The 23,587-nt window shown below is 59.5% G+C and carries 18 protein-coding genes; 13 read left to right on the top strand and 5 right to left on the bottom strand.

Annotated features, from left to right (window positions below):
- Nucleotides 1-334 precede the first annotated feature (334 nt).
- The 8 genes from betI (at nt 335) to GE543_RS19655 (ending at nt 8,410) form a co-directional block, all read left to right on the top strand.
- A complete protein-coding gene (gene betI, locus GE543_RS19695; protein ID WP_002555619.1) occupies nt 335-928 on the top strand; it encodes a transcriptional regulator BetI in 594 nt (197 codons plus the stop codon).
- 102 nt (nt 929-1,030) lie between these two features.
- Entirely contained in the window at nt 1,031-2,503 is a 1,473-nt protein-coding gene (betB, locus tag GE543_RS19690) for a betaine-aldehyde dehydrogenase (RefSeq protein ID WP_153222189.1), read from the top strand.
- 140 nt (nt 2,504-2,643) lie between these two features.
- Nucleotides 2,644-4,350: a choline dehydrogenase gene (betA, locus tag GE543_RS19680; RefSeq protein WP_003411904.1), complete on the top strand. Its 1,707-nt coding sequence runs from the start codon at nt 2,644-2,646 to the stop codon at nt 4,348-4,350.
- A gap of 428 nt (nt 4,351-4,778) precedes the next feature.
- Entirely contained in the window at nt 4,779-5,297 is a 519-nt protein-coding gene (locus tag GE543_RS19675) for an RNA polymerase sigma factor (protein ID WP_371927202.1), read from the top strand.
- Complete coding sequence (locus GE543_RS19670) at nt 5,294-6,277, top strand: FecR domain-containing protein (RefSeq protein WP_371927201.1); 984 nt, start codon at nt 5,294-5,296, stop codon at nt 6,275-6,277. The genes GE543_RS19675 and GE543_RS19670 overlap by 4 nt, the downstream gene beginning before the upstream one ends.
- Before the next feature lie 121 nt (nt 6,278-6,398).
- On the top strand, nt 6,399-7,532 hold the full coding sequence (locus GE543_RS19665; RefSeq protein WP_153222188.1) for a PepSY domain-containing protein: 1,134 nt from the start codon (nt 6,399-6,401) through the stop codon (nt 7,530-7,532).
- Nucleotides 7,529-7,711 carry a hypothetical protein gene (locus GE543_RS19660; RefSeq protein WP_003316145.1) on the top strand — a complete coding sequence of 61 codons (183 nt, stop codon included), beginning with the start codon at nt 7,529-7,531 and terminating at the stop codon, nt 7,709-7,711. Before GE543_RS19665 ends, GE543_RS19660 begins: the two co-directional genes overlap by 4 nt.
- Nucleotides 7,712-7,780: 69 nt before the next feature.
- Nucleotides 7,781-8,410, top strand: a complete 630-nt coding sequence (locus tag GE543_RS19655) for a glutathione S-transferase family protein (protein ID WP_153222187.1) — start codon at nt 7,781-7,783, stop codon at nt 8,408-8,410.
- A 223-nt stretch (nt 8,411-8,633) separates the two neighbouring features.
- Here the strand turns inward: GE543_RS19655 and GE543_RS19645 are convergent, their stop codons facing one another.
- Nucleotides 8,634-9,137 (bottom strand): ATP-dependent zinc protease, encoded by a 504-nt coding sequence (locus tag GE543_RS19645; protein ID WP_003393621.1) that lies wholly within the window; start codon nt 9,135-9,137, stop codon nt 8,634-8,636.
- 193 nt (nt 9,138-9,330) lie between these two features.
- Here GE543_RS19645 and GE543_RS19640 point away from each other — a divergent pair, with 193 nt between their 5' ends.
- Both GE543_RS19640 and GE543_RS19635 read left to right on the top strand, forming a co-directional pair.
- Entirely contained in the window at nt 9,331-10,224 is an 894-nt protein-coding gene (locus GE543_RS19640) for an acyltransferase (RefSeq protein WP_003411895.1), read from the top strand.
- 71 nt (nt 10,225-10,295) lie between these two features.
- Nucleotides 10,296-11,342: an RHS repeat-associated core domain-containing protein gene (locus GE543_RS19635; RefSeq protein ID WP_256664785.1), complete on the top strand. Its 1,047-nt coding sequence runs from the start codon at nt 10,296-10,298 to the stop codon at nt 11,340-11,342.
- Here the strand turns inward: GE543_RS19635 and GE543_RS19630 are convergent.
- Nucleotides 11,322-11,885 (bottom strand): DUF2780 domain-containing protein, encoded by a 564-nt coding sequence (locus tag GE543_RS19630; RefSeq protein ID WP_153222185.1) that lies wholly within the window; start codon nt 11,883-11,885, stop codon nt 11,322-11,324. The two genes, GE543_RS19635 and GE543_RS19630, sit on opposite strands and share 21 nt — an antisense overlap.
- 223 nt (nt 11,886-12,108) lie before the next feature.
- Between GE543_RS19630 and GE543_RS19625 the strand changes: the two genes are divergently transcribed.
- The 3 genes from GE543_RS19625 (at nt 12,109) to GE543_RS27510 (ending at nt 20,481) form a co-directional block, all read left to right on the top strand.
- Nucleotides 12,109-17,931, top strand: coding sequence for a hypothetical protein (locus GE543_RS19625; RefSeq protein ID WP_153222184.1), 5,823 nt, complete (start codon nt 12,109-12,111; stop codon nt 17,929-17,931).
- A gap of 90 nt (nt 17,932-18,021) precedes the next feature.
- Nucleotides 18,022-19,080 carry an RHS repeat-associated core domain-containing protein gene (locus GE543_RS19620; protein ID WP_153222183.1) on the top strand — a complete coding sequence of 353 codons (1,059 nt, stop codon included), beginning with the start codon at nt 18,022-18,024 and terminating at the stop codon, nt 19,078-19,080.
- Nucleotides 19,081-19,398: 318 nt separating this feature from the next.
- Nucleotides 19,399-20,481, top strand: coding sequence for an RHS repeat-associated core domain-containing protein (locus GE543_RS27510; RefSeq protein ID WP_256664784.1), 1,083 nt, complete (start codon nt 19,399-19,401; stop codon nt 20,479-20,481).
- A gap of 86 nt (nt 20,482-20,567) precedes the next feature.
- On the opposite strand, the gene fdhA is transcribed toward GE543_RS27510, so the two are convergent.
- The 3 genes from fdhA to GE543_RS19600 form a co-directional block, all read right to left on the bottom strand.
- Nucleotides 20,568-21,767: a formaldehyde dehydrogenase, glutathione-independent gene (gene fdhA / locus GE543_RS19610; RefSeq protein ID WP_003393616.1), complete on the bottom strand. Its 1,200-nt coding sequence runs from the start codon at nt 21,765-21,767 to the stop codon at nt 20,568-20,570.
- A gap of 108 nt (nt 21,768-21,875) precedes the next feature.
- Nucleotides 21,876-22,733, bottom strand: a complete 858-nt coding sequence (gene purU, locus GE543_RS19605) for a formyltetrahydrofolate deformylase (protein WP_003316158.1) — start codon at nt 22,731-22,733, stop codon at nt 21,876-21,878.
- 205 nt (nt 22,734-22,938) lie between these two features.
- Entirely contained in the window at nt 22,939-23,571 is a 633-nt protein-coding gene (locus tag GE543_RS19600) for a sarcosine oxidase subunit gamma (protein WP_103697285.1), read from the bottom strand.
- Between the last annotated feature and the right edge of the window lie 16 nt (nt 23,572-23,587).

The raw sequence follows: 23,587 nt of genomic DNA, 5'->3' as shown, positions 1-23,587 counted from the left end.
AATGCCTGTCGTGACGCTCTGCGCGTCACAGATCCAAGCCGCGCACCTGGAGGACGCGGAGCGTCCAGAACGGCATACCCACGCGGAGCATGGGCACGATAGTTGTAGATCCTATCGTTCCGCACGCTCCAGCGCGGGAATGCCTTGCGTGACGCTCCGCGTCACAGATCTGTGCCTTTCCGCAAAGTGATGGCTGGACGGATTCAGACTGCCCGACAGGCAGTGAAAACGCGCTTCCGATTTTTTATTGATTGATCGTTCAATAAAAAATCTTTAGACTGGTCTCGTCTTTTCGTTACAACGATCACTGCAGACACCCGGGAGAATCGCGCCAATGCCCAAGGTCGGAATGCAACCCATCCGCCGCCAACAGCTGATCCAGGCCACGCTGACTGCGGTCGATCAGGTCGGTATGGGCGATGCCAGCATTGCGCTGATTGCGCGACTGGCAGGCGTATCCAACGGCATCATCAGTCACTATTTTCAGGACAAGAACGGCCTGATCGCCGCCACGATGCGGCACCTGATGAACGCCTTGATCCAGAACGTCCGCGAACGCCGTCAGGCGCTGACCGAAGACAGCCCCAGGGCTCACCTGCAAGTGATCATCGAAGGCAACTTCGACGCCAGTCAGGTCAGCGGCCCGGCGATGAAAACCTGGCTGGCCTTCTGGGCGACCAGCATGCATCACCCTTCGCTGCACCGATTGCAGCGTATCAACGACCACCGTTTGTATTCGAACCTGTGCTGTCAGTTCCGCCGCACCTTGCCACTGGAACAGGCACGCAGCGCCGCCCGCGGGCTGGCAGCCCTGATAGACGGGTTGTGGCTGAGAGGCGCGCTGTCAGGCGATGCATTCGACACCGAGCAAGCGCAACGGATCGCTTACGAGTACATGGACTTTCAATTGGCGAAATCGGCGAGCTGAAGCTTTCGAAGCTCCTCACCGAACGACTGTAGAAGCCTGTTGCCGAACCAACCCGGCACACTGAAAACAGGCATCGCCCCCCACTGAATTTGCGAGGACTTTATGGCCCGTTTTGAACTGCAGAAACTTTACATCGATGGCGGTTATGTCGATGCCAGCAACCCTGAAACCTTCGACGCCATCAACCCGGCGAACGGCGAAGTCCTGGCGCAGATCCAGCGTGCCGGCAAGGACGATGTCGAGCGCGCCGTCGTCGCGGCCGAAAAGGGTCAGAAAATCTGGGCCGCCATGACGGCGGTCGAGCGTTCGCGCATCCTGCGCCGTGCCGTCGACATCCTGCGTGAGCGCAACGATGAACTGGCTACTCTGGAAACGCTGGACACCGGCAAGGCCATCTCCGAAACCCGCTACGTGGATATCGTGACCGGCGCCGACGTGCTGGAATACTACGCAGGTCTGGTGCCCGCCATCGAAGGCGAGCAGATCCCGTTGCGCGATTCTTCCTTCGTGTACACCCGTCGCGAGCCGCTGGGTGTGGTAGCCGGTATCGGCGCCTGGAACTACCCGATCCAGATCGCACTGTGGAAATCCGCCCCGGCACTGGCGGCGGGCAATGCGATGATCTTCAAGCCGAGTGAAGTCACTTCGCTGACCACCCTGAAGCTGGCAGAAATCTACACCGAAGCGGGCGTACCGAACGGCGTATTCAACGTGCTGACCGGCAGCGGCCGTGAAGTCGGCACCTGGATCACCGAGCACCCGCGCATCGAGAAAGTCTCCTTCACCGGCGGCACCGACACCGGCAAGAAAGTCATGGCCAGCGCCTCGAGCTCGTCGCTCAAGGAGGTGACCATGGAGCTGGGCGGCAAGTCACCGCTGATCGTGTTTGACGACGCCGATCTGGACCGCGCCGCTGACATCGCGATGATGGCCAACTTCTACAGTTCCGGCCAGGTCTGCACCAACGGCACCCGCGTGTTCGTGCCGAACGCCCTGAAGGCCGAGTTCGAAGCGAAGATCCTTGAGCGTGTGAAGCGCATCCGCGCCGGTAACCCGGAAGACGAAAACATCAATTTCGGCCCGCTGGTCAGCTTCGAGCACATGGAAAGCGTGCTGGGCTACATCGCCAAGGGCAAAGAGCAGGGCGCACGTCTGTTGTGCGGCGGCGATCGCCTGACTGGCGGTGTGTTCGACAAAGGCGCGTTCGTTGCGCCGACCGTGTTCACCGACTGCACCGACGAGATGACCATCGTGCGTGAAGAAATCTTCGGCCCGGTGATGAGCATCCTCGGTTACGACACCGAAGATGAAGTGGTGCGCCGCGCCAACGACACTGACTTCGGTCTGGCTGCAGGCATCGTGACCCGCGACCTGAACCGCGCCCACCGCGTGATTCATCTGCTGGAAGCCGGTATCTGCTGGATCAATGCCTGGGGCGAGTCGGCGGCACAAATGCCGGTCGGCGGTTACAAGCAGTCGGGCGTCGGTCGTGAGAACGGCATCAGCTCGCTGGCCCAGTACACGCGCATCAAGTCGGTACAGATCGAGCTGGGCGATTACGCCTCGGTTTTCTAAACACGGTTTCAGTGGCACGCGGCAGGCCTCAAGCAGACGCACTCAAAAGCTGCCTGCCGCACCCCATTTTCACGAGTATCGCCTGGCTGCTTCTGCTTGCGGCCCAGGCTTGAAACTCGCAGCTCTATGAGGGAGCCTCTATGACAACTCAATCCGAATACGACTACATCATCATTGGTGCCGGCTCGGCCGGTAACACCCTGGCAGCCCGTCTCACCGAAGACGCAGGCGTCACCGTTCTGCTGCTCGAAGCCGGTGGCCCGGACTACCGTCTGGATTTCCGTACCCAGATGCCTGCCGCCCTGGCATTCCCGCTGCAGGGCCGTCGCTACAACTGGGCCTACGAGACCGAGCCAGAGCCGCACATGAACAACCGCCGGATGGAATGCGGTCGCGGTAAAGGCCTGGGCGGCTCGTCGCTGATCAACGGCATGTGCTATATCCGCGGCAACGCGATGGACTACGATGGTTGGGCCAAGGAGCCGGGTCTCGAAGACTGGAGCTACCTCGATTGCCTGCCGTACTTCCGCAAGGCTGAAACCCGCGACATCGGCCCGAATGATTACCACGGTGGTGAAGGTCCGGTCAGCGTGACCACGCCCAAGGCGGGCAACAATCCGCTGTTCCACGCGATGGTCGAGGCAGGCGTACAAGCCGGTTTCCCGCGCACTGACGACCTCAACGGTTATCAGCAGGAAGGTTTCGGTCCGATGGACCGCACCGTGACGCCTAACGGTCGTCGCGCCAGTACCGCCCGTGGTTATCTGGACGAGGCCAAGAAGCGCTCGACCCTGACCATCGTCACTCACGCGCTGACCGATCGCATCCTGTTCGAAGGCAAGCGTGCCGTCGGCGTGGCGTATCTGGTAGGCGACAGCGACACGCGCATCCAGGCCCGTGCCCGCAAGGAAGTGCTGCTGTGTGGCGGCGCAATCGCTTCGCCACAGATTCTCCAGCGGTCCGGCGTCGGCCCGGCCGAAGTGCTGAACAAGCTGGATATTCCGGTGGTTCATGACCTGCCTGGCGTTGGCCAGAACCTTCAGGATCACCTGGAGATGTACCTGCAGTACGCCTGCACCCAGCCAGTGTCGCTGTACCCTTCGCTGAAGTGGTGGAACCAGCCTGCCATCGGTGCCGAGTGGATGTTCCTCGGTACAGGTATCGGTGCCAGCAACCAGTTTGAAGCCGGTGGTTTCATTCGCTCCAGCGAAGCGTTCGAATGGCCGAACATTCAGTACCACTTCCTGCCGGTCGCGATTAACTACAACGGCACCAAGGGCGTTCAGGAGCACGGTTTCCAGGCTCACGTCGGCTCCATGCGTTCGCCGAGCCGTGGTCGTGTGCAGGTCAAATCCAAAGACCCGCGCGAGTACCCGAGCATCCTGTTCAACTACATGGCCAGCGAGCAGGACTGGCAGGAGTTTCGCGACGGCATCCGCCTTACTCGCGAGATCATGCAGCAACCGGCACTGGACCCATACCGTGGCCGCGAAATCAGCCCCGGCATCGACGTGCAGTCCGACGAGGCGCTGGATCAGTTCGTGCGTGAGCATGCCGAAACGGCTTATCACCCGTCCTGCTCGTGCAAGATGGGCACCGACGAGATGGCGGTTGTCGATGGACAGGGTCGCGTGCATGGCCTGCAGAGCCTGCGCGTGGTCGATGCCTCGATCATGCCGATCATCACCACCGGTAACCTGAATGCACCAACGATCATGATCGCCGAGAAAATCGCCGACAAGATCCGTGGTCGCCAGCCGCTGCCACGCAGCACGGCCGACTACTTCGTCGCAGGCGACAAGCCGGCACGCGGCAAGCCGCTGCGCGAGATCAGCCACCAGGGTTGATCCGACGACCAAGCGTCCTCCCGGGACGCCTTTGGTTGTGCATGCTCCAGCGTGGAATGCATTTCCACACTGGAGCATTGGCACGACAGTTACGAGATTCTCGTTTCTCACTCTCCAGATTCGGGGGCTTTCAGGACGATCTGGGGCTTTGTGGGAGCGAGCTGGGAGACGCTTCGCTTGCTCGCGAAGGCGTATTAATGGATCAGTAGATTTTCAGCGGCTGCACCGGCCTCTTCGTGAGCAAGCTCACTCCCACGATTCGGGAATGCATTTCCCGACGCTCTGCGTCGCGATGGATGCGGAGCCTTGGCACGAGAGTCGACACGATACATATCCCCTCCCGACAGACGCGAATTGCCACTACCCCTCCGCTCTGCCACAATCGCGAATGATTCTCTTTAGTTAGAACTTTCTCATCGAGGCCATTCGTGTCGTCAGTCCCAAGCACTCATAGCGAGATCGTTGGTGCGCTGTATCGCGATCATCGCGGCTGGCTGCTGGCCTGGCTCAGACGCAATGTCGCCTGCCCGCAACGTGCTCAGGATTTGAGTCAGGACACGTTCGTGCGCTTGCTGGGGCGCCATGAATTGCTTGCGCCCAGAGAACCGCGTGCTTTCCTGGCAACCGTCGCCAAAGGGTTGATGTTCGATCACTTCCGACGCGCTGCGCTGGAGCAGGCTTACCTCGGGGAATTGATGCAGGTGCCAGAGGCCGAGCAGCCCTCTCCGGAAGAGCAACTGCTGATTCTGGAAGACCTCAAGGCCATCGACCGCATGCTCGGCACGCTGTCCAGCAAGGCGCGTGCAGCCTTTCTGTACAGTCGCCTCGACGGCATGAGTCACGCCGAGATTGCCGAGACGCTGGGCGTTTCGGTCTCGCGCGTCAGGCAATACCTGGCTCAGGCCATGCGTCAGTGCTACGTGGCACTTTACGGTGAGCCGACGTGAACACCAGACCGGTCTCTGCCCGTGTGCTCGATGCGGCCATCCAGTGGCAACTGAACATGGACAGCAACGGCGGCAATGACGCCGAACTGGCGCGCTGGCTGGCCGCCGACGAAGAGCATGCCCGGGCCTGGAGTCAGTTGGGCATGGTCAATCAGCGCTTTGCTTTGCCCGCAGGTCCGGCACGCAAGGCGTTGCAACAGTCACCGGGTGCCCTGCGACACAGTTTGCGCAAGCTGGGTGGCGGTCTGGCCGGAGTGTTCATGGCCTTGGGCCTGGCATTGTTCGTCGGCGACCGCTATCTACCGATGGATTACTGGCTTGCCGACCAGCGCACCGCCACCGGTGAACAGCGCGACGTGCGTCTGGCGGACAACACCCTGATTCGTCTGAACACCCACAGCGCAATCGATGTGCGCTTCGATGCGCAGCAACGTCGGGTCATTCTGCAGGACGGTGAAATACTGGTGCAGACCGGCGATCATGACGACCCGCGGCCCTTCATCGTCGAGACGGCGGATGGAAAGATGCGCGCTCTGGGAACGCGTTTTCTGGTCCGGCGCGAGTCCGATGGAACCCTGCTCAGCGTGTTGCAATCGGCGGTTGTCGCCCACCCGCGTAATGCTTCCGGTGAACAGGTTCTGCGCGAGGGCCAACAGGTGCTGCTGACCCGCAACGGCCTTGGCCCGTTGCTTGGCATGCCTTCCGGCGTCGACGCCTGGACGCGCGGCATGCTGGTGGTGGACAACGCGCGGCTGGCGGACATGCTCGCTGAACTGGGGCGCTACCGGACAGGACATCTGGGCGTCGATCCGAAAGTGGCTGATCTGCGGGTGACCGGCACCTTCCCGCTGACCGATACCGACCTGGCGCTCAAGGCGCTGCTGCCGACCTTGCCTGTGCAGATCGAGCAACACACGGCGTGGTGGGTGTCCGTGCTGCCCAGGGATCAACAGCCCGGTAATCCTCCGGCAAAACTCTGAAACATTCCCGTTCATGCAGACAGCGGATCGCTCTGACACTTTTTCGGTTTCGAGCGGCTTAGTCTTACAAGTCATTTCGGGGACGCGCCCAGCGCTGCGTCTCTTCGTCTGTGGATAAACCATGAAAAGCCAAACCGTGCGCCGCTGGTCCATCGTGCATACCTGGAGCAGTCTGATTTGCACCCTGTTCCTGTTGATGCTGGCTGTCACCGGCCTGCCGCTGATCTTTCATCATGAAATCGATCATCTGCTCGGCGACGCTCCGCATTACAAAGAGATGCCTGCCGACACCCCACGCCTGGACCTGGAGCAACTGGCCAGGGCTGCCGAAGCGCATCGCCCCGGTGAGGTGATGCAGTATTTTGGCTGGGACGACGAAGACCCCAATGGCGTAATGGCAATCACCGCTGCAACCGCCGGTACCGAGCCCAACTCGTCGCACACCTTCGCCCTCGATGCGCGCACCGGTGAGGCACTGGAAATGCCTTCTGCCAACGGCGGCTTCATGATGGTCATGCTGCGCCTGCACGTAGACCTGTACGCCAACCTGCCCGGCAAACTGTTGCTGGCGTTCATGGGCTTGCTGTTTGTGGTGGCGATCGTTTCCGGGACCGTGTTGTATGCGCCGTTCATGCGCAAGCTGGAGTTCGGCCAGGTACGGGTCAATAAATCCACGCGTACGCGTTGGCTGGACCTGCACAACCTGATCGGCGTAGTGACATTGACCTGGGCGCTGGTGGTCGGCGTGACCGGGGTGATCAGCGCCTGCGCCGATCTGCTGATTGCCTCTTGGCGCAATGACGCGCTGGCCACCATGATCGCTCCTTACAAGGACGCGCCGCCATTGAGCCAGCGCGCCCCAGCGACTCGCTTGCTGGAAATTGCCGAATCCGCTGCGCCCGGCATGCAGGCCGATTTCATCGCCTTCCCCGGCACGCGCTTCTCCAGCGAGCATCATTACGCGGTGTTCCTCAAAGGCAATACACACCTGACTGCGCACCTCGCCACACCGGTGCTGATCGACGCCCGGACCCTGCACGTCACCGCCGTGGTCGAACGCCCCTGGTACATGGACGCACTGGGCATGTCGCAACCTCTGCACTTCGGTGATTACGGCGGCATGCCGATGAAGATTCTCTGGGCAGTGCTGGACGTGCTGACCATCATCGTGCTCGGCAGCGGCGTTTATCTGTGGTGGGTGAGGCGTCGTACCGCGCGCTCGGTGAGCGTGGTTCAGGCTCAGGTGGCGCAATGAGTTCCAGGCCATCGCGATTCTGGAAGACCTTTGCGATACCCACCGTGATAGCGCTGCTTATCGGCGTCGGCTTGTTCGCCGCGCTGCTGGGTGACGGCTGGTGGGATACGCTGGCGTGGCTGGGCATGGGGACGGCAGCCCTGTTGAGTATCAAGGGCTTGCTGGTGCGGCGCGGCTGATTGAAACGCTGATTGCAGACGCGTCACAGGCTGACTAGTCTAGGACCCTGTCTCATTCGAGGAATACCCATGTCAGCGCCCACGATGACGTTGTACTTCAACGCGGCTTCACCCTTCGCCCGCAAGGTGATGGTGATGCTGCATGAAACCGCTCAGCTCGATCGCGTCGAGTTGCAGACCACAGTGCTGACGCCGGTCAGCCCATCTGCCGAGCTCAATGAAGACAACCCGGCCGGCAAACTTCCCGCGTTAAGGCTGGCCGACGGTAATGTCATTCATGACAGCCGGGTGATTCTTGATTATCTCGACCATCAGCACGTGGGCCTGCCACTGATCCCCCGGGAAGGCTCGGCCCGCTGGAGGCGCCTGACCCTGGCTTCGCTGGCCGATGCGTTGCTGGATGCGGCAGTGCTGATCCGCTACGAAACCGCCTTGCGTCCGCAGGAAAAACACTGGGACCAGTGGCTGGACAACCAGCAGCAGAAGATTGAACGCTCGCTGCATTACTTCGAAAGCGACGCGGTCACCGAGCTCAGCACGTCCTTCGATATCGCATCGATCAGCGTTGCCGTTGCACTTGGATATCTGGATTTCCGCCAGCCGGATCTCAACTGGCGCAGCACTTATCCGCGACTGGCCGCCTGGTACCTGGACGTCAGTCAACGCCCGTCGATGATCGCGACCCAGCCGCCGGTCTGAGTCAATCTGCGCCGCACCGCACATCCCGGATAGGACGCAGAGCGTCCAGAAATGCATACCCACGCGGAGCATGGGCACGATGGTGTTCTTGCGGGCGGCTATCGTTCCTCACGCTCCAGCGTGGGAATGCCGTGGGTGACGCTCTGCGTCACAGATATGCGCCGCACCGCACATCCCGGATCGGGCGTGGAGCATCACACGATACTGGGGACTATGAACAACCTCAGCAATCAGGCTCGTCAGCGGTGTAGCGACGGGCCGGATTGACTGCGGCGTCGAACTCACGCAGTGCCTTGGCACCGATCAGCAGCGGGAAGTTGAAGTGGCTGCGGTCCACCAGGTTGACCTCGACCGTACGCTTCTTGTCGCCCAGACACAGTTCCAGGTCAACGACAGGGCGCTTGGCAGGGTTGATGCCTTCGTCGTCATCGTCGTCACCTTCGGCGCGTCCCTTGATCTTGCTGATCCGCGAGACCTTGTGCTCATACACCTTGTCGTCCGCACCCTTGGTTGCCAGGCGGAAACGTACCCAGTCATCACCATCGCGCTTGAACAACTCGATGTCCTTTGCCGACAGCGAGGCGGTCAGTGCGCCGGTGTCCATCTTGGCCTTGAAGGTCTGGCCTATTTCCGCAACCTTGATGTTCTCGTAGCGGCCATACAACGTCGGTTCAGCAGCCATGACCGGCAGGGCCAGCAAAGACAATAGCGCCAGGATCGGTTTCACGTGAGAGGTTCCTCGCAATAGTCAGCGCCTGATTGGCGCCCGGGTTTAGACAGCGAACCTGCAGTAGGTTCGTCAGGATAAATATGACGTCAGCATAAAGGCCGAGACGTGAAACATTTGTAAGCACCTGTGTAATTGGCGTAAAACGCGAGGATCTTTATTATTGCCGCCCCTGAACCTTCAAGAGTCTGTCATGCGCCGTCTGTTCACCGGCTGTTTTGTTGCCCTGCTGTTACTGATCAATACGCTGGTGCTTATCGGTCCGCTATTGATTTTTGCGTTGCTCAAGCTGCTGTTCAGAGGCCGGATGCGCGATCGCTGTTCGGCTGTGGTGATGTGGATCGCCGAAACCTGGGCCGAGATCGACAAGGTCATCTTCGCCACCTGCATACCGACGCAGTGGGACATTCGTGGCGATGCAGGGCTGCGTGGTGACACCTCCTACCTGGTCATCAGCAATCATCAGTCGTGGGTGGATATCCCCGCGCTGGTCCAGGCGCTCAACCGGCGCACGCCGTTCTTCAAGTTCTTCCTGAAAAAAGAACTGATCTGGGTACCGTTGCTGGGCCTCGCGTGGTGGGGGCTGGATTACCCGTTCATGAAGCGCTACAGCAAGGCGTTCCTGGCGAAGCATCCGCAGCTCAAGGGCAAGGACCTGGAAATCACCAAGGCCGCCTGTGAACTGTTCAAGCGCCAGCCGGTGACCATCGTCAACTACCTGGAAGGCACGCGCTTCACCGCGGCCAAACATGCGGCCCAGGGCTCGCCCTATACCCATCTGCTCAAACCCAAGGCCGGCGGCGTTGCCTTCGTGCTGGCGGCAATGGGCGAGCAACTCGATGCCATCCTGGACGTCACGGTCGTGTATCCCGATTCAGGCATTCCCGGTTTCTGGGATATGCTCTGCGGCCGGGTTTCCAACGTGATCGTCGACATCCGGACCCGCGAGCTGGACCCGGCGCTGTGGCAGGGCGATTACGAAAACGACCCTGTGTTTCGCGAGAAAGTGCAGGGTTGGGTCAATCAGCTCTGGGACGAAAAGGATGCGCGCATTGCGGCGTTGCGGCTGGAGTTGCCTGGGCACTGACAGTTCTGACAGCTAGACGAGGCGAAACTGGCGGATGAGACTGGCCTTTAATGTTGCCGGAATCCGCTCTCATGTCATCGCCCGATGTTTCGCTGATCGGCTCATACCGTTACGACGCACTGGACCGACTGGCAAACATTGCCCCTGCGGGGCAGGAGGTCGTCAGGCGTTTCTATCGAAACAACCGCCTGAGCACAGCAATACAGGGTACTTCCCACCAGTCTGTCGTTCAGACAGAGGATCTTTTACTGGCAATGCGCCGTGTGGAATCTGATCGGGCCCTGTTCGATCTGCTTGCCACAGATCAAGCCAGCTCGGTGCTGCACAGCCTTGATGCCATGCGCAATCAGGCGTTTGTCTACAGCCCTTATGGCATGCGATCCCCGCAAACATCCGCACTGGGCGTACCCGGTTTTACAGGGCAGACGATTGATCCGGTCACTGGATATTACTTGCTGGGCAATGGACTTCGCGCATTCAACCCGACGCTGATGCGCTTTAACAGCCCGGATACGCTGAGCCCGTTTGGCAAGGGCGGGATAAATGGTTATGCCTACTGTGGAGGAGACCCTGTCAATAACGTCGATCCGACGGGGCAAGTCTTTCAGGTGGTTTTGGCAGTGTTCAGTACGCGCACGATAAAGTCTGTAAAGCTGATCAGCGCGCAATTCGACGACGTGATTGAAACAACCCGCAAAGGGTTGATCCCTGCAGTCAGCTCACCGATGCCTCTGCAAGGCAGCAGAAAATGGCTTGATGACGCGCTTGAACGATTCAATGACAGCCAGTCTTCCTTCATCAAAAACCTCCGTCAAGTGAATCGCAATTTTGCCAGTCACGGAGACGGAAGGTTAAGTTTTGAGCAGGCCGAGTATTACGCGGGGCTGGCGTCGCAAGTGTATTCGGGGAAAAAAAGCGACCCGGCCGCCTTTGGGGCGGCGGCTATCAAATGGGCTCGGCAATTACCTGAAGGCCGCAGCACCGCCATGGTTGGCGCGGCCTTCAATTCAGCAGGTGCGTTGATCTCAGGCGCTATGCAAAAAAAGCAGTACAAGAGCGGAGATATATTGAGGAAGGCTACGCGTATAAGGTCCGGTTCAGCTCCCGGTACCCCATAACCCACTCAAACTCTGCAACGCCGAACCACTGGCACCTTGCTGCCCCAGGTATTGCAGAATCAGCGGGGCAAACTGGCTGACCATCGTGCTGTCCATGCCCAACGCCTTGAAGGCGTTATTCACATCACCCATGCTCTGCACGTTGCCCAGTGCGCTGTTGAGCATCGAGTTATTGCCCGACTTGCCGCCCAGCAGGCTGCCCAGCCCGTTGGCGCCGCCAAGGCTTTCCAGTGCGGACGTGCCGGACATTTGCTCCAGGCCCGGGACCGATTTGGCCAACTGCGAATAATCGGTGCTGGTCAGTTTGTTTTTCGCCAGCCCGAGCAGCGCACCTGTCCCGCCAACCGCCTGTTCCGGAGTGACATTGAGCTGCGTACCGAGGGTATTGAGCAGCCCCGCGACTTCGGGTGCCGCCGTGGCTTTCTGATTGCCATTGGTGACATTGGAGACCGCGTTCGCGGCGTCATTCAGATTGAAGGCAAATGCAGGGCTTGCAGCCACCGCCATCAACGTTGCCAAAGCCATTGCGCGTGCAGTTTTCATTGCGTTACCTTTCTCGAACTCGAACCGCCCGTGAGTGGGCGATGAAGCAGAGGGTTTGACTGGAGGAACAGAAGCTTGTTCCCGTCGCGGGGCCGCGAACAACAGCAACGTCCGGTATTTGCTCGGTATCTGACCTGCAGCGTCATAAAACATCTATGTATTACCCCGCTTTTTCCGCGAAACAGCATGGTGTCGGTCATTTGGAATGCACGGAGCATCAGCAATGACCGACACCTCATCACTACCTTCCCTGTCAGCTGCCAGCCGGGAAAGGCTTCAGCACGTACTGGCCGCTGAAGGCAGCGAGCAACTGGCCGCCATTCTGCAACGGCCCCGGCCTGAAGGTTTCACGCTACTGGACGAGATTCAGCTACTCGGGGCTGCCAGCTCGTTCGGGCGATGGGCCGACGACATCGAGCTCCTGAATACCCTGAAATCAGTGCTGTTCGACGATGAACTGAACGCGCTCAGGGACAGCGCAGAGCGCGTTACCCGTTCCGCTGATTCGCCAACACTGGCGGCAGGCCCCGAGTACGAACTGGCCAAGGCGGCGTTCGATATTGCGCAGAGTCATCAGCGCGAGTCACATTCGCCGAGCGTCGGAACCGAGCGCGTCGACCGCAGCCTGGGCGATTACCCCAGATTGCTGAACACGCTGCGGGCACGAATACGGGACGTGAAGACCGGCACCTGTGCGACCGACAGAGTGTTCGTGGCGGTGGCCGAAGACTCGCCGCTGTTTGCCGGCGTTGCGTTTGGCGGTTCGATATTGCAGCAGTTCAAGACGTTGCTCCGAGGTATCGCCGGCGTGGACCCGGCTGGCGATGTCGATGCAGATCTGTTGCCCGGGGTACGCCGTAAAGACCTGCGCTACGTTCTTGACCTGGTCAACACGACCCGGTTGGACTTCAGCCAGCCCTTTGCCTGTGTGCTGCGTGTCAGGATGAATGCCGGCCGGCCGGTTCACTCACTGCGACTGCAGGGCGTTTCCGAAGGTCGGCAACCTGTGTACGCCACACTGTCAGACGTGCACCTGCGGGTCATCCGTTTCACGGACAGCCTCGCCCCGCTGGCGCCGCATCTGGAGTCGGCGGATGCCAGGTGCATTCTGGCCATTCGCGACGATCGAACCGTCTCCCTGCATGGCCTGCTCGATTACTACGGTGTCGATATCCCCTTGGCTGCAACCCGAGACGATCTGCTGCAGGCGATCACTGCGCTGTTGCCCGCAGAGCGCGAAGCTCATCCTGCGGCGATGGCACCCGCGTTGCCTTTCACCCTCGCAGAACACCAGCGTTTCATGCTCGATACATCGCAGGTCTACACCTTCCGGCAGCACAAGGTCCAGGCGCATGGCACTGACGACTACGGTGTCATCGACCTCGAGCTGGAGAAGGAGATGCAGTGGCATCTTGGCCGCTGCCGTACCTTGCTGAACAGCCACCGACATTTCGGCGCGTCGCTGCAAGACAATGAAAACGCGCTGCTGGCAATGCTCCAGCAAGCCGGTGGCATCACCCTGAAACTGGTCGTTTACGACAGCGACGGCCACCATGACATCTATCGGGAGCAGCACACCGTCAATCCCTGGCGCGCGAAGGATCTTGCCGAATACTTCGACGCGGCGCACCAGGAACTGTCGTCTTACATGATCAACACCATTCGCTATGGCGAAGCCGAGGGGGCGATCAATATCGAGCGGCTGATCGTGGAAGTGATCGTGCCCAATCCTGTCCAGCGTCGTCATCCGCTGAGCGATATCGACATCGAAGCCTTCGATATCCGTAGCAAAGAACCTCCGTTTCTGTACGTGGATCCCCTTGCGCTTGGGGCTTATGACGTCATCAGGTCGCGGTTCGTGGAACTGACCGAGGAGTTGCGCGAGGTGCAATGGGACGTCGGCCACTCGGTGACATTGCAGCGCGCGGTCCGTTATCTGCTGGCCCATTACCAGGAGGACCTGCCGGCTTTGCCGCACGCGCAGCGTCAGGCGGCCTATACCCGGCGCTTGAATGATGCAGTCAACGCCTATTACAGAGTGATTGCGCAGAACCTCGAGGACCAACAGCGACTGCAAGTCGTTCTGCAGCCGACCCAGCCGGAGTTCGTGGCGCGTGAACTGTGCCGTTATCTGGGGCTGAACGAAGCCTGCTGGCCGGTGATTGCACGGTCTTCGTTCGATATCAGTTACCAGGCGGGCTGGATCAATACCGGTACGTTTTTCAGGCACGAAGAGTCGGTCGGTTATCGAACCCTGCTGAGTGTGGTGTATGACGAAGACCTGCGCCGCGAACTGGCACTTGCCGACAATCGTGATGAACGGCTCGGCCGACTGGCTCAGGCGCTCGCCGATAAAACCCGTTACACGGCAAGCCTGGACGCCCTGCAGGCGAAGCTGACCGGTTTATTCGACGCGAACATTGCCTTCGTCAACAACGGCCACCTGCCTGCGCGACTGACCGCGCCACAGGCAGCGTTCAAGCTCGAGGCCGAGAACTACGCCATTCAGGCGACCGAAACCTACCGGACACTGGAGGCCGAGCGGCTTGTGCTGGTTTCCGCTACTGCCGCCGAGCGCTTGCAGACTCTGGAAGGGGCTGCGCTGTCGGACAGTGACAGACCGGTTCATTGCATCGAGTTATTGAGCGCCGACGAGAAGGTCCGGCTTGAAGCCAGTGCTATGGCGTTCAGGCAGATGTTGAGCGCCCGAGCGAACGACGATGACATTCAGAACATGTCGACCAGCGCCCAGCATGTGCTGCAACTGGTGCATCAGGTCGGCGGACTGATTCCTGTGCTGGGCAACTTCATCAACCTGGGATTCGATATTTACGACGACAACGATGAAGGCATCGCGATGGATGCACTCAACATCATTGCCGAGCTGGTGCTGTGCAAAATGCGCACGCTCCCTCCCAGAGTGGCGGGTGTGCTGATGCTGCAAGGCACCAATGTCTGGACGATGAGCCAGCAGGTCCAGGCCCTCGGCGAGTCGATCAAGGCCAACGACTACGGAGAGTCAGTGAAGAACTTCAGCCTTTTGCTGGTCGGCCTGCGTTCGGCGCTGCACTGCGGGATATCGGCGGTGAAAGGGCTGCGCTCCGCGATACTGCATTACCAACAGACCGCCAGTGAGCACGCCGCGCCTGACCGGTCTGATCTGACCGAAACGGTTCGACTCCCTGAGCACAGCGATGCAATCGAACGCGAAGCCGAGGGCGAACACCTCGCGCGGCGTCGGCCGTCGACAAGCAGCTCTCACTGGCGGGTTTCCGAGGATGGGCAGATATCCGAGCGGCCAACGGGGAGGAAGATCACGCGCCTCGACTGGAACGGCAACGCGATGGTCGAAGGTGGCGCTCGGGCGGTGCTGCTGGGTGGCATCAGCGAAAAGATCTACATGCTCAATGGCCACGCCTGCCGGACGGTCGATGGACTGGCTGGGGTGGAATTGCGACCTCTGCATGCGCTGGACCTGGAAGCCGGGCAATGGCGCAGGCATCCGCAGTCAACGGTCGACGCCCCGCAGCTTTCACGTTTTGCCCACACCGAAGATTTTCCGCTTGGCTTCAGCGGTCGCCCGGAGCGTTTTCTGGCTCCCGCCAACACGGTCAGCTGGTATGACAACTGCGTGGCGACGCTTGAAACAGCCTCCGTGCGGGTCATCGACGCAGATAGCAGGGTAAGCCAGCAGACCATGGCGCTTGGTGTGATCGAGCACAAATACGTCACCGAGCGTAATGGTCATGTCGAAGTGCTCGAACATGCGGGCACCGATGTCGAGACGACCGCCTTCATTCGCGCTGACGGCAGCCGCATGGAAGTCGCCAGGGTGTTGCCCGCCATACCGGCCTACAAGCCTGAAATTCAGGCACAGATTGTCGCGGCTCAAGGCATGTTCGTGACCGTCCGGCTAAGCGACACGCTGCAAGGCCTGGTTGGCAGCAAGACCGTGGCGGGTGTTCTGGCGACACTCAGTGATGGCAGCGGGCAGGAACTGGTGATCGAAGCGGATCGCGGCGTTCACTACCGCGGCACGGTACCCATCGAAAACTTCCTGGCGCTGGCGCCGGGCGAGACGTTGCACGACCAGCCACCTGTGGCCCTGACCCTGCAGAAAATCAGTCCGCAAGCCGATCCCAAACGAGCGTTGCCTCACCTGTGGCACGACCAGTCGGATTATCGCAACGGCATCGCCCATGATGACTTTGCGCTGGAGCTGTTCTATGGCGCGAAGGCGGCGAACGAAGCCTATGTGCGCAACCCTCAGTGGGTCGCCAGGAACATCGATGCCGTGGCCAAAATCAAATCGCGGCTGCCTTCGTCCATTACCACGGTGGAAAATCCGTTTTACGTCCTCGATACCCCCGAGGAACTGGCCATTCTGTTTGCTGCACGCAACCAGGCGGCACTGGCCAACACCTTGCTGGGCCATACCATTGAATGGGGGGCGGCATCGAGATCTCGGGAGTTGAGCCTGGGGGAGAATATCCTCAAACAGCTTCGTCTGAACGAGCCGCTTCTGGCTGCTCAGGAAAACATTCCGCCGCTCGCCAGCGAGCGGAGCGCCTTCGTCAGTCAGCTTCAGGAGAAGCTGGCGCGCAACAACCTGATGATGGCAGAAGTCAGCCTGAAGTCAGGCGAGAAAGCCTGGTTCGCTCATTCGCCTGCCAGGCATCTCGGCATGCTGGCGGGGCATCTGCACGACGAGTTTTACCTGAGTCATGCGGGGTCGATCATCGATCATATCGAAGCCTGCTTTACCGACCCGTCGAGAATTGAACGTATCGCCGTGCTGTCCCTTGATGATGTCCCGGAAACCGATGCGCGACGTATTTTTCTCTCCTCGCAGCGCGGCTATACCTATGAGTCGGTCACCAGCCTGGAGCAGCCGGTCGAGCATGCACATCTGAGCGGTGCGCAACTGCAACTGCACATCGACGACGCCCTTTATCCCGAGCGCACCCGAGGTGTGGGGATTGCCAGCGCGGCTGTCGACCTGACCGGTGCCGAGGCGATCAGCAGCGGGCCAAAGCGCGGCAGTTACTCGATTGAAGGGCGTGACTACATCAAGCTGGATAATGGCAGGATCTACCGGGCCGACTGGGATGAGCGCAACGGGGTGTTTCTGCTGGTGCCGCCGCAAGGCCGGTCGCGCGCCGAGACCCTGGCACTGCCCTGGGTGCGTCACATCGGCGGGCATGAGTTCACGCTGATCAACCGGCCAGCGCTCAAGGGCGGCAATGTCATCGATCAGATGATCTGCAGCATCCGCACCCGACGGCCGGCCGGTAGTTTGGCAACCCACGAGTCCCATTCCGCTCATGACACGGCGAGCGGAACGCTTCAGGTTCACCATGAAGACCTGCACATCATGAACGACGACGTGCTGGTGCCCGGCAAGCTAAACGTGCCATCGAGCCTGTTCCACTCCATTGCAGCGGATCGTGACGGTTATGTGAGGCTTGAAGCCAAGGCAGCGGTGCCTGAAAGCTGCATCTCCAGCACCGAATTCCTGGTCTCGAAATATGCCGGTGGGCAAGTCGCGTTCGATTACCAGGGCGAGAGCCTGGGCGATCCGACGCCCGTGGTGCCCAATGTCGAGGTCGTCGCCCGGCAGGATGGCCAGCCGGTGAGCCTGAATATCACGACAACAGCGCTTGATGACTGGATAAGTGCACGCGGCCACTCTGATTATTTCGTCGGCGAGCAGTCATTTCCCGAGATCGGCGAAGGTATCGGTTTCATCGAGCGAGGGGGGCTGGAGGGCAGCCTGTCATCGGACTACCCGTTTCATTTCATGTTCGTGGCCGGGAAAGTGCTGGACCAGAACGGGCAGATTACCGGCGTGCTGGCCTCGGATTTGTCCGAGCCTGCACGTGAGCCTGATCAAAATGGAGTCACGCCGCAATTGCCCGCCAGACGGAACTGGAACCTTGGTCTTTTCCCGTCAATCGACAGCATGCGCGGGTCGCCGGAACCTGACAGCAACGCCTACGTGCAGGAGCATTATTACTCGGTATGGGTGAGGCCTGTGCGGGAGTAGGGCGCAACAGCCTAGTAGTTCTGCTAGCTGGGCGGCGTCAGGGAGTCAGCCCAGACTGGCTGCCATGGGTGACTTCAAAGGAGTGAAACCATGGCTTCGTCTGGGCAATCCGTGCTCTGCGTCTATCGCTACGACGGGTTGGATCGTCTGGCCGATTGCGCGCCTGCGGGGCAGGGCAGCACTCGCTTTTTTTATCAGAAGACACTCTTGGCTACGCAGATTCAGGGGCAGGTCCAGCACACGCTTATGCGCACGGATGAGCATTTGCTGGCGTGCCTGAGTGCAGAAAATAATCAGCGCGACGGCGTGTTGTTGGCGACGGATCAACAGCAGTCAGTGATTGTGGCTCAGGGGTTGGCGTTTGCTTATACGCCTTACGGGCATCGTCATCCGTCAGCAGGGCCGATGAGCCTGCCTGGCTACGCTGGCCAGCGGGTTGACCCGGTGACGGGGCACTATTTGCTGGGCAATGGGTATCGGGCGTTTAACCCGGTGTTGATGAGGTTCAATAGCCCGGACAGTCTGAGTCCGTTTGGTGAGGGTGGGGTGAATGCGTATGGGTACTGTGAGGGGGATCCGGTTAATCGGGCTGATCCGGGCGGGCATTGGCCAACGTTTTTACTGAAGATTTTGAAAAGAGGACGCAGTGTGAAAAAGCGTTTACTTGGTCGAAGAGGTAGCCAAGATTCTATATCTTCCCCGTTGGTTACTTCTGCGGAGAGTTCCGGGTCCACACAGGTTACTGCTTCAACTAACTCGGTGGCCGTACATGTGTCTGATCCTGGGGTTACTACTAAATCACCCGCTTCTACCCCACCACCCATTCCTCCCAAGAAAGGGCAACTGAACGGCATTCCGCCGGCCCTTCCTCCCAAGAAAGGGCAACTGAACGACATTCCTCCGGTCCTTGCTGTCATGGAAGGGCAACTGAACGATATAACGCCGCCCGTTCCTCGTCGATATAAGTACGTGGATGCACGTGGTAATAAAACAGACATTCATGGAGCTAGTAGCCTGCTCAGTAAGCAGGTCCGAGATAATCGGTCAGTTGCTCAAAGAGATGGTCGGGTGCCGTATGTTATGTACAATGATCAAAAATATTATGAGACGGTGGTTGGAAAACATCGGGGTGGCAATAAATCGTCCTAGAAGCCGATAGACGTGCCAAGTCGATTCCGATAAAGGCCAACCACCCAGGTGGTTAGAGGGTAGGTGGGGTGCCTTTTAATCATGAAGGTGATAATAAGGTTGCAGTGTTTAAGTCATACCCAACAACCTACGCGGATTAATTACAAATTTCTTCGTCACGTCCGCATCAAACTCCACGATGGCGGGCGCTTCGGTCTGAGCGCCGGCGTGACTGTGCCCAGCGCCTTTCGGCCTGGCACCTAGTAGTTCTGCTAGCTGGGCGCAAGCAGGGAGTCAGCCCAGACTGGCTGCCATGGGTGACTTCAAAGGAGTGAAACCATGGCTTCGTCCGGGCAACCCGTGCTCTGTGTCTATCGCTACGACGGCTTGGATCGCCTGGCCGATTGCGCGCCTGCGGGGCAGGGCAGCACTCGCCTTTTTTATCAGAAGACTCACTTGGCTACGCAGATTCAGGGGCAGATCCAGCACACGCTTATGCGTACGGATGAGCATTTGCTGGCGTGCCTGAGTGCAGAAAATAATCAGCGCGACGGCACGTTGTTGGTAACGGATCAACAGCAGTCAGTGACCGCCGCTCAGGGGTTGGAGTTTGCCTACACACCTTACGGACATCGTCATCCTTCAGGCCCCGCAAGCCTGCCGGGCTTTACCGGCCAGCGGGTTGACCCGGTGACGGGGCACTATTTGCTGGGTAACGGGTATCGGGCGTTTAACCCGGTGTTGATGAGGTTTAACAGCCCGGACAGTCTGAGCCCGTTTGGTGAGGGTGGGGTGAATGCGTATGGGTATTGTGGGGGGGATCCGGTTAATCGGGTTGATCCGAGCGGGCAGGCTGGTGCTCGAATACTGGCACTGATATTCCGAAATAGACGAGCTTTGGTCACGGCGAAACAAGTCACCGGGCACCGCAATAGCGTTCTCGTGCCTGGCAGTCCAGCCTCGTTGGGTTTAACGCGTACAGGAAACACTTCAGGGGCTAAAGGGCCCGTAGCTGTTCCAGATTTCATCAATAAACTGGCCCAACCTGAAAATGTGCCGGCTCATCTAAAAACTCGACGGCGTTTACCTGCGGTACCAAGCGACGCACGGTTGCATACAAGGTGGGCCGCCCCTAAGGCCTCAATAGCACCTCGTAATATCTACCACCTCCCAAGCGGAGTGGTGCGCCGTCCAAAGCGTATCGAGCTTCCCGCAACGCCATTCCAGCGTGTGCTCACTGGAGATCTGCCAATGGATAAAATTTATGAGTATCCAAGACTTTCACACTCTCAAGCACGTGCCTTGAAGGTAATCAGAAGAGGGGAAATGTTGCAGAGAGATCATTCTTACAGTATTTCAGTAAGTGTTAATTTCAGGCAGTCAGATCCCACGTCTTCCGTGAATATTGCCGTGCGGTTTTAGAAAGGAAATTCGACTGACCTTTCAGGAAGCAGCGCACCTGCATAAAGTGCGCTGCTTTACGCTGCTTTAAAAGATCGAAGATGGATCTACGCCCTGCTAAACAACCCATGCGGATCAATCACAAACTTCTTCGGCACGCCCGAATCAAACTCGCCATAACCCCGCGGGGCATCATCCAGACTGATCACCTCGACACCCACTATGTCGGCGATCTTGATGCGGTCCCACATGATCGCCTGCATCAGCTGGCGGTTGTATTTCATGACCGGGGTCTGGCCGGTGTGGAAGCTGTGGGATTTGGCCCAGCCCAGACCGAAGCGAATGCTCAGGCTGCCCATTTTTGCCGCGGCGTCCACGGCTCCCGGGTCTTCGGTGACGTACAGGCCGGGGATGCCGATCTTGCCTGCGACGCGCACTACGCCCATCAACGAGTTGAGAACGGTGGCGGGTGCTTCGGCCTGAGCGCCAGCATGGCCATGACCGCGTGCTTCGAAGCCTACGGCGTCGATGGCGCAATCCACTTCAGGCTCGCCGAGCAGGGCAGCGATCTGCTCGTGCAAGGGGGTGTCCTGGGACAGGTCGGCAATTTCGAAGCCTTGGGCCTTGGCGTGAACCAGACGCGTCGGGTTCACGTCGCCGACGATCACCACGGCAGCGCCCAGCAAGCGTGCTGACGCCGCCGCAGCCAGGCCGACCGGGCCGGCGCCTGCAACATAAACCGTGCTGCCAGGGCCAACCCCGGCAGTCACTGCGCCGTGGTAGCCGGTGGGCAGGATGTCGGACAGGCAGGTGAGGTCGCGAATTTTCTCCATCGCCGCGTCGCGGTCCGGAAGTTTGAGCAGGTTGAAGTCCGCGTAAGGCACCAGCACGTATTCAGCCTGGCCGCCAACCCAGTCACCCATGTCGACATAACCATAGGCACCACCGGGACGCGCCGGATTGACCGTCAGGCAGACGCCGGTGTTCTGTTCCTTGCAGCTGCGGCAGCGACCGCACGCTACGTTGAATGGCACAGAAACCAGATCACCGACTTTCAGATGTTCCACGTCACGACCGGCTTCCAGCACCTCGCCGGTGATTTCATGACCGAGCACCAGCCCGGTTTGCGCCGTGGTGCGGCCGCGTACCATGTGCTGGTCGGAGCCGCAGATGTTGGTGGAGACCACGCGCAGAATCACGCCGTGTTCGATGCGCTTGCCGCGTGGATCTTCCATTTTCGGGAAAGGAATTGATTGCACTTCGACCTTGCCAGCGCCGAGATACACTACACCGCGATTACCAGACATACATGTCACCTCGCTTTTATTGTGGTGAAACAGATTTAGAGCAGAGAAGAACAGTTGCAAGCTTCAAGCGGCAAGAAATACGGATCGCTTGCAGCTTGCAGCTTGCGCCTATAAAACCACCGTCCTGTTGGCGTTGAGGAACACCCGCCGTTCGATGTGATAACCCACCGCGCGGGCCAGTGTCAGTCCTTCGATGTCTCGACCCTTGGCGATCAGGTCTTCGGGATAGTGACTGTGATCGACCACTTCCACGCCCTGGGCAATGATCGGACCTTCGTCCAGATCGTTGTTGATGTAATGCGCCGTGGCACCGACCAGCTTCACCCCCTTGTTATAAGCCTGATGGTAAGGCTTGGCGCCTTTGAAACCGGGCAGTAACGAGTGGTGGATATTGATCGCCTTGCCGTCCAGCTTGCGACACAGGTCCGGAGACAGGACCTGCATGTAACGGGCAAGAATCACCAGTTCTGCACCAGACTCTTCAATGACCTGCCAGACTTTGGCTTCCTGCGCGGGCTTGTCGTTAGGGTCCAGTGGGAAATGGTAGTACGTAATGCCGTGCCAGCCAGCCAATGGCTCAAGATCAGGGTGATTGGACACCACCGCAACCACGTCCATGGACAGTTGATTGATACGCTGGCGATAGAGCAGGTCATTCAGGCAGTGGTCGGCTTTCGAGACCATGATCACGACTTTTGGCCGGTAGTTGGGCGCTGTGAGTTCGAAGATCATGCCGAACGTTTCGCCGCGCTCACTCAGCCCGGCCCTGAATCCCTGTTCGTCGAAAGCCTCGGGCTGACGAAACTCCACACGGATGAAGAAGCGTCCCGAGAGGCGGTCATCGAAGGAGTGGTGTTCTGTGACGTAGCAACCCTGCTCGAACAGAAAGCGCGTCACTGCGTCTACCGTGCCCAGCATGCTGGGGCAGTCGGCGGTCAAAATCCATGTGTCGGGCGCGCGGCTCATTAAATGAATGCTCCAGAGTATTCGTTATCCGCAAATCTGACTGACAGTGTCAGCCAGCATGCTCAAGCAGGACGCAGAGCGTCCGGAACTGCATTCCCACGCGGAGCGTGGGGACGATAATCACCGTGTCGGCTATCGTGCCAATGCTCCAGCAGGAGTCCTCATTAAGACTGACGCTGAGGTTTCAGCCCAGGTCCACGGCGCTTCACGCCTGAATACTCAGCCCGTACTCGGCACTCGCATCCTGCAGCCACAGCCACCAGTAATCCGAGAAGCTGCGGCGGACCAGCAGCTCCCAGGTTTCTTCACCGGTCCGGCGGATCACCAGTTGCGACTTGGCGAACACAGTGCCGACTGCCTTGCCCACCGGGAAGTTGTCCGGGTGTACGTCGTAGCTGGTGGACTTCATCAGTACCTGGCGCACCTTCGGCCCGCTCAGTTCAAGAATCGACTGCCCGCCGCTGACATTGACGATCGCGATGTGCTGCCCGCTCAGTTCGTCACGCAGCTTCTGTTCTGCCGCGAACTCTTCGCCGCTCGGCACGATCAGCAGCCACTCGTCCGGGCCAAGCCATTGCAGTGAGCTCTCGCCGCTGATGACCAGCATCAGCGCAGCGGGCAGCTCCATGCCCAGCGCCTTGTGGACGCCAGCGGCGAAGGCCGGATCGTGGGCATTGCCACGAATCGTCAGGTGCCCCAGCAGCTTTTTCTCGCGCAGGAAAACCCCCGGGCTGGCGCGCCCCTTGCCAATCAGGCTGTCGAGGTTTGCATGGAACAGCGGCGACTCGGCTTTGACGTCGGTGGTCGGGCGCTGCTGGTAAACGTTGGCTGTGCTCATGATTCACCTGCTTGAA

The organism is Pseudomonas sp. SZ57 (assembly GCF_009495975.1).
In the GTDB taxonomy this organism is placed as follows: Bacteria; Pseudomonadota; Gammaproteobacteria; order Pseudomonadales; family Pseudomonadaceae; genus Aquipseudomonas; species Aquipseudomonas syringae.
The sequence above is the reverse complement of the archived record's forward strand: the minus strand, read 5'-3'. Positions and strand labels throughout refer to the sequence as shown.

What these genes read in the sequence shown, in the direction of transcription:
- betI (WP_002555619.1), top strand. Translation starts at nt 335, where the DNA reads ATGCCCAAGGTCGGAATGCAACCCATCCGCCGCCAACAGCTGATCCAG.
- betB (WP_153222189.1), top strand. Translation starts at nt 1,031, where the DNA reads ATGGCCCGTTTTGAACTGCAGAAACTTTACATCGATGGCGGTTATGTC.
- betA (WP_003411904.1), top strand. Translation starts at nt 2,644, where the DNA reads ATGACAACTCAATCCGAATACGACTACATCATCATTGGTGCCGGCTCG.
- GE543_RS19665 (WP_153222188.1), top strand. Translation starts at nt 6,399, where the DNA reads ATGAAAAGCCAAACCGTGCGCCGCTGGTCCATCGTGCATACCTGGAGC.
- GE543_RS19660 (WP_003316145.1), top strand. Translation starts at nt 7,529, where the DNA reads ATGAGTTCCAGGCCATCGCGATTCTGGAAGACCTTTGCGATACCCACC.
- GE543_RS19655 (WP_153222187.1), top strand. Translation starts at nt 7,781, where the DNA reads ATGTCAGCGCCCACGATGACGTTGTACTTCAACGCGGCTTCACCCTTC.
- GE543_RS19640 (WP_003411895.1), top strand. Translation starts at nt 9,331, where the DNA reads ATGCGCCGTCTGTTCACCGGCTGTTTTGTTGCCCTGCTGTTACTGATC.
- GE543_RS19635 (WP_256664785.1), top strand. Translation starts at nt 10,296, where the DNA reads ATGTCATCGCCCGATGTTTCGCTGATCGGCTCATACCGTTACGACGCA.
- GE543_RS19630 (WP_153222185.1), bottom strand. Translation starts at nt 11,885, where the DNA reads ATGAAAACTGCACGCGCAATGGCTTTGGCAACGTTGATGGCGGTGGCT.
- GE543_RS19625 (WP_153222184.1), top strand. Translation starts at nt 12,109, where the DNA reads ATGACCGACACCTCATCACTACCTTCCCTGTCAGCTGCCAGCCGGGAA.
- GE543_RS19620 (WP_153222183.1), top strand. Translation starts at nt 18,022, where the DNA reads ATGGCTTCGTCTGGGCAATCCGTGCTCTGCGTCTATCGCTACGACGGG.
- GE543_RS27510 (WP_256664784.1), top strand. Translation starts at nt 19,399, where the DNA reads ATGGCTTCGTCCGGGCAACCCGTGCTCTGTGTCTATCGCTACGACGGC.
- fdhA (WP_003393616.1), bottom strand. Translation starts at nt 21,767, where the DNA reads ATGTCTGGTAATCGCGGTGTAGTGTATCTCGGCGCTGGCAAGGTCGAA.
- purU (WP_003316158.1), bottom strand. Translation starts at nt 22,733, where the DNA reads ATGAGCCGCGCGCCCGACACATGGATTTTGACCGCCGACTGCCCCAGC.
- GE543_RS19600 (WP_103697285.1), bottom strand. Translation starts at nt 23,571, where the DNA reads ATGAGCACAGCCAACGTTTACCAGCAGCGCCCGACCACCGACGTCAAA.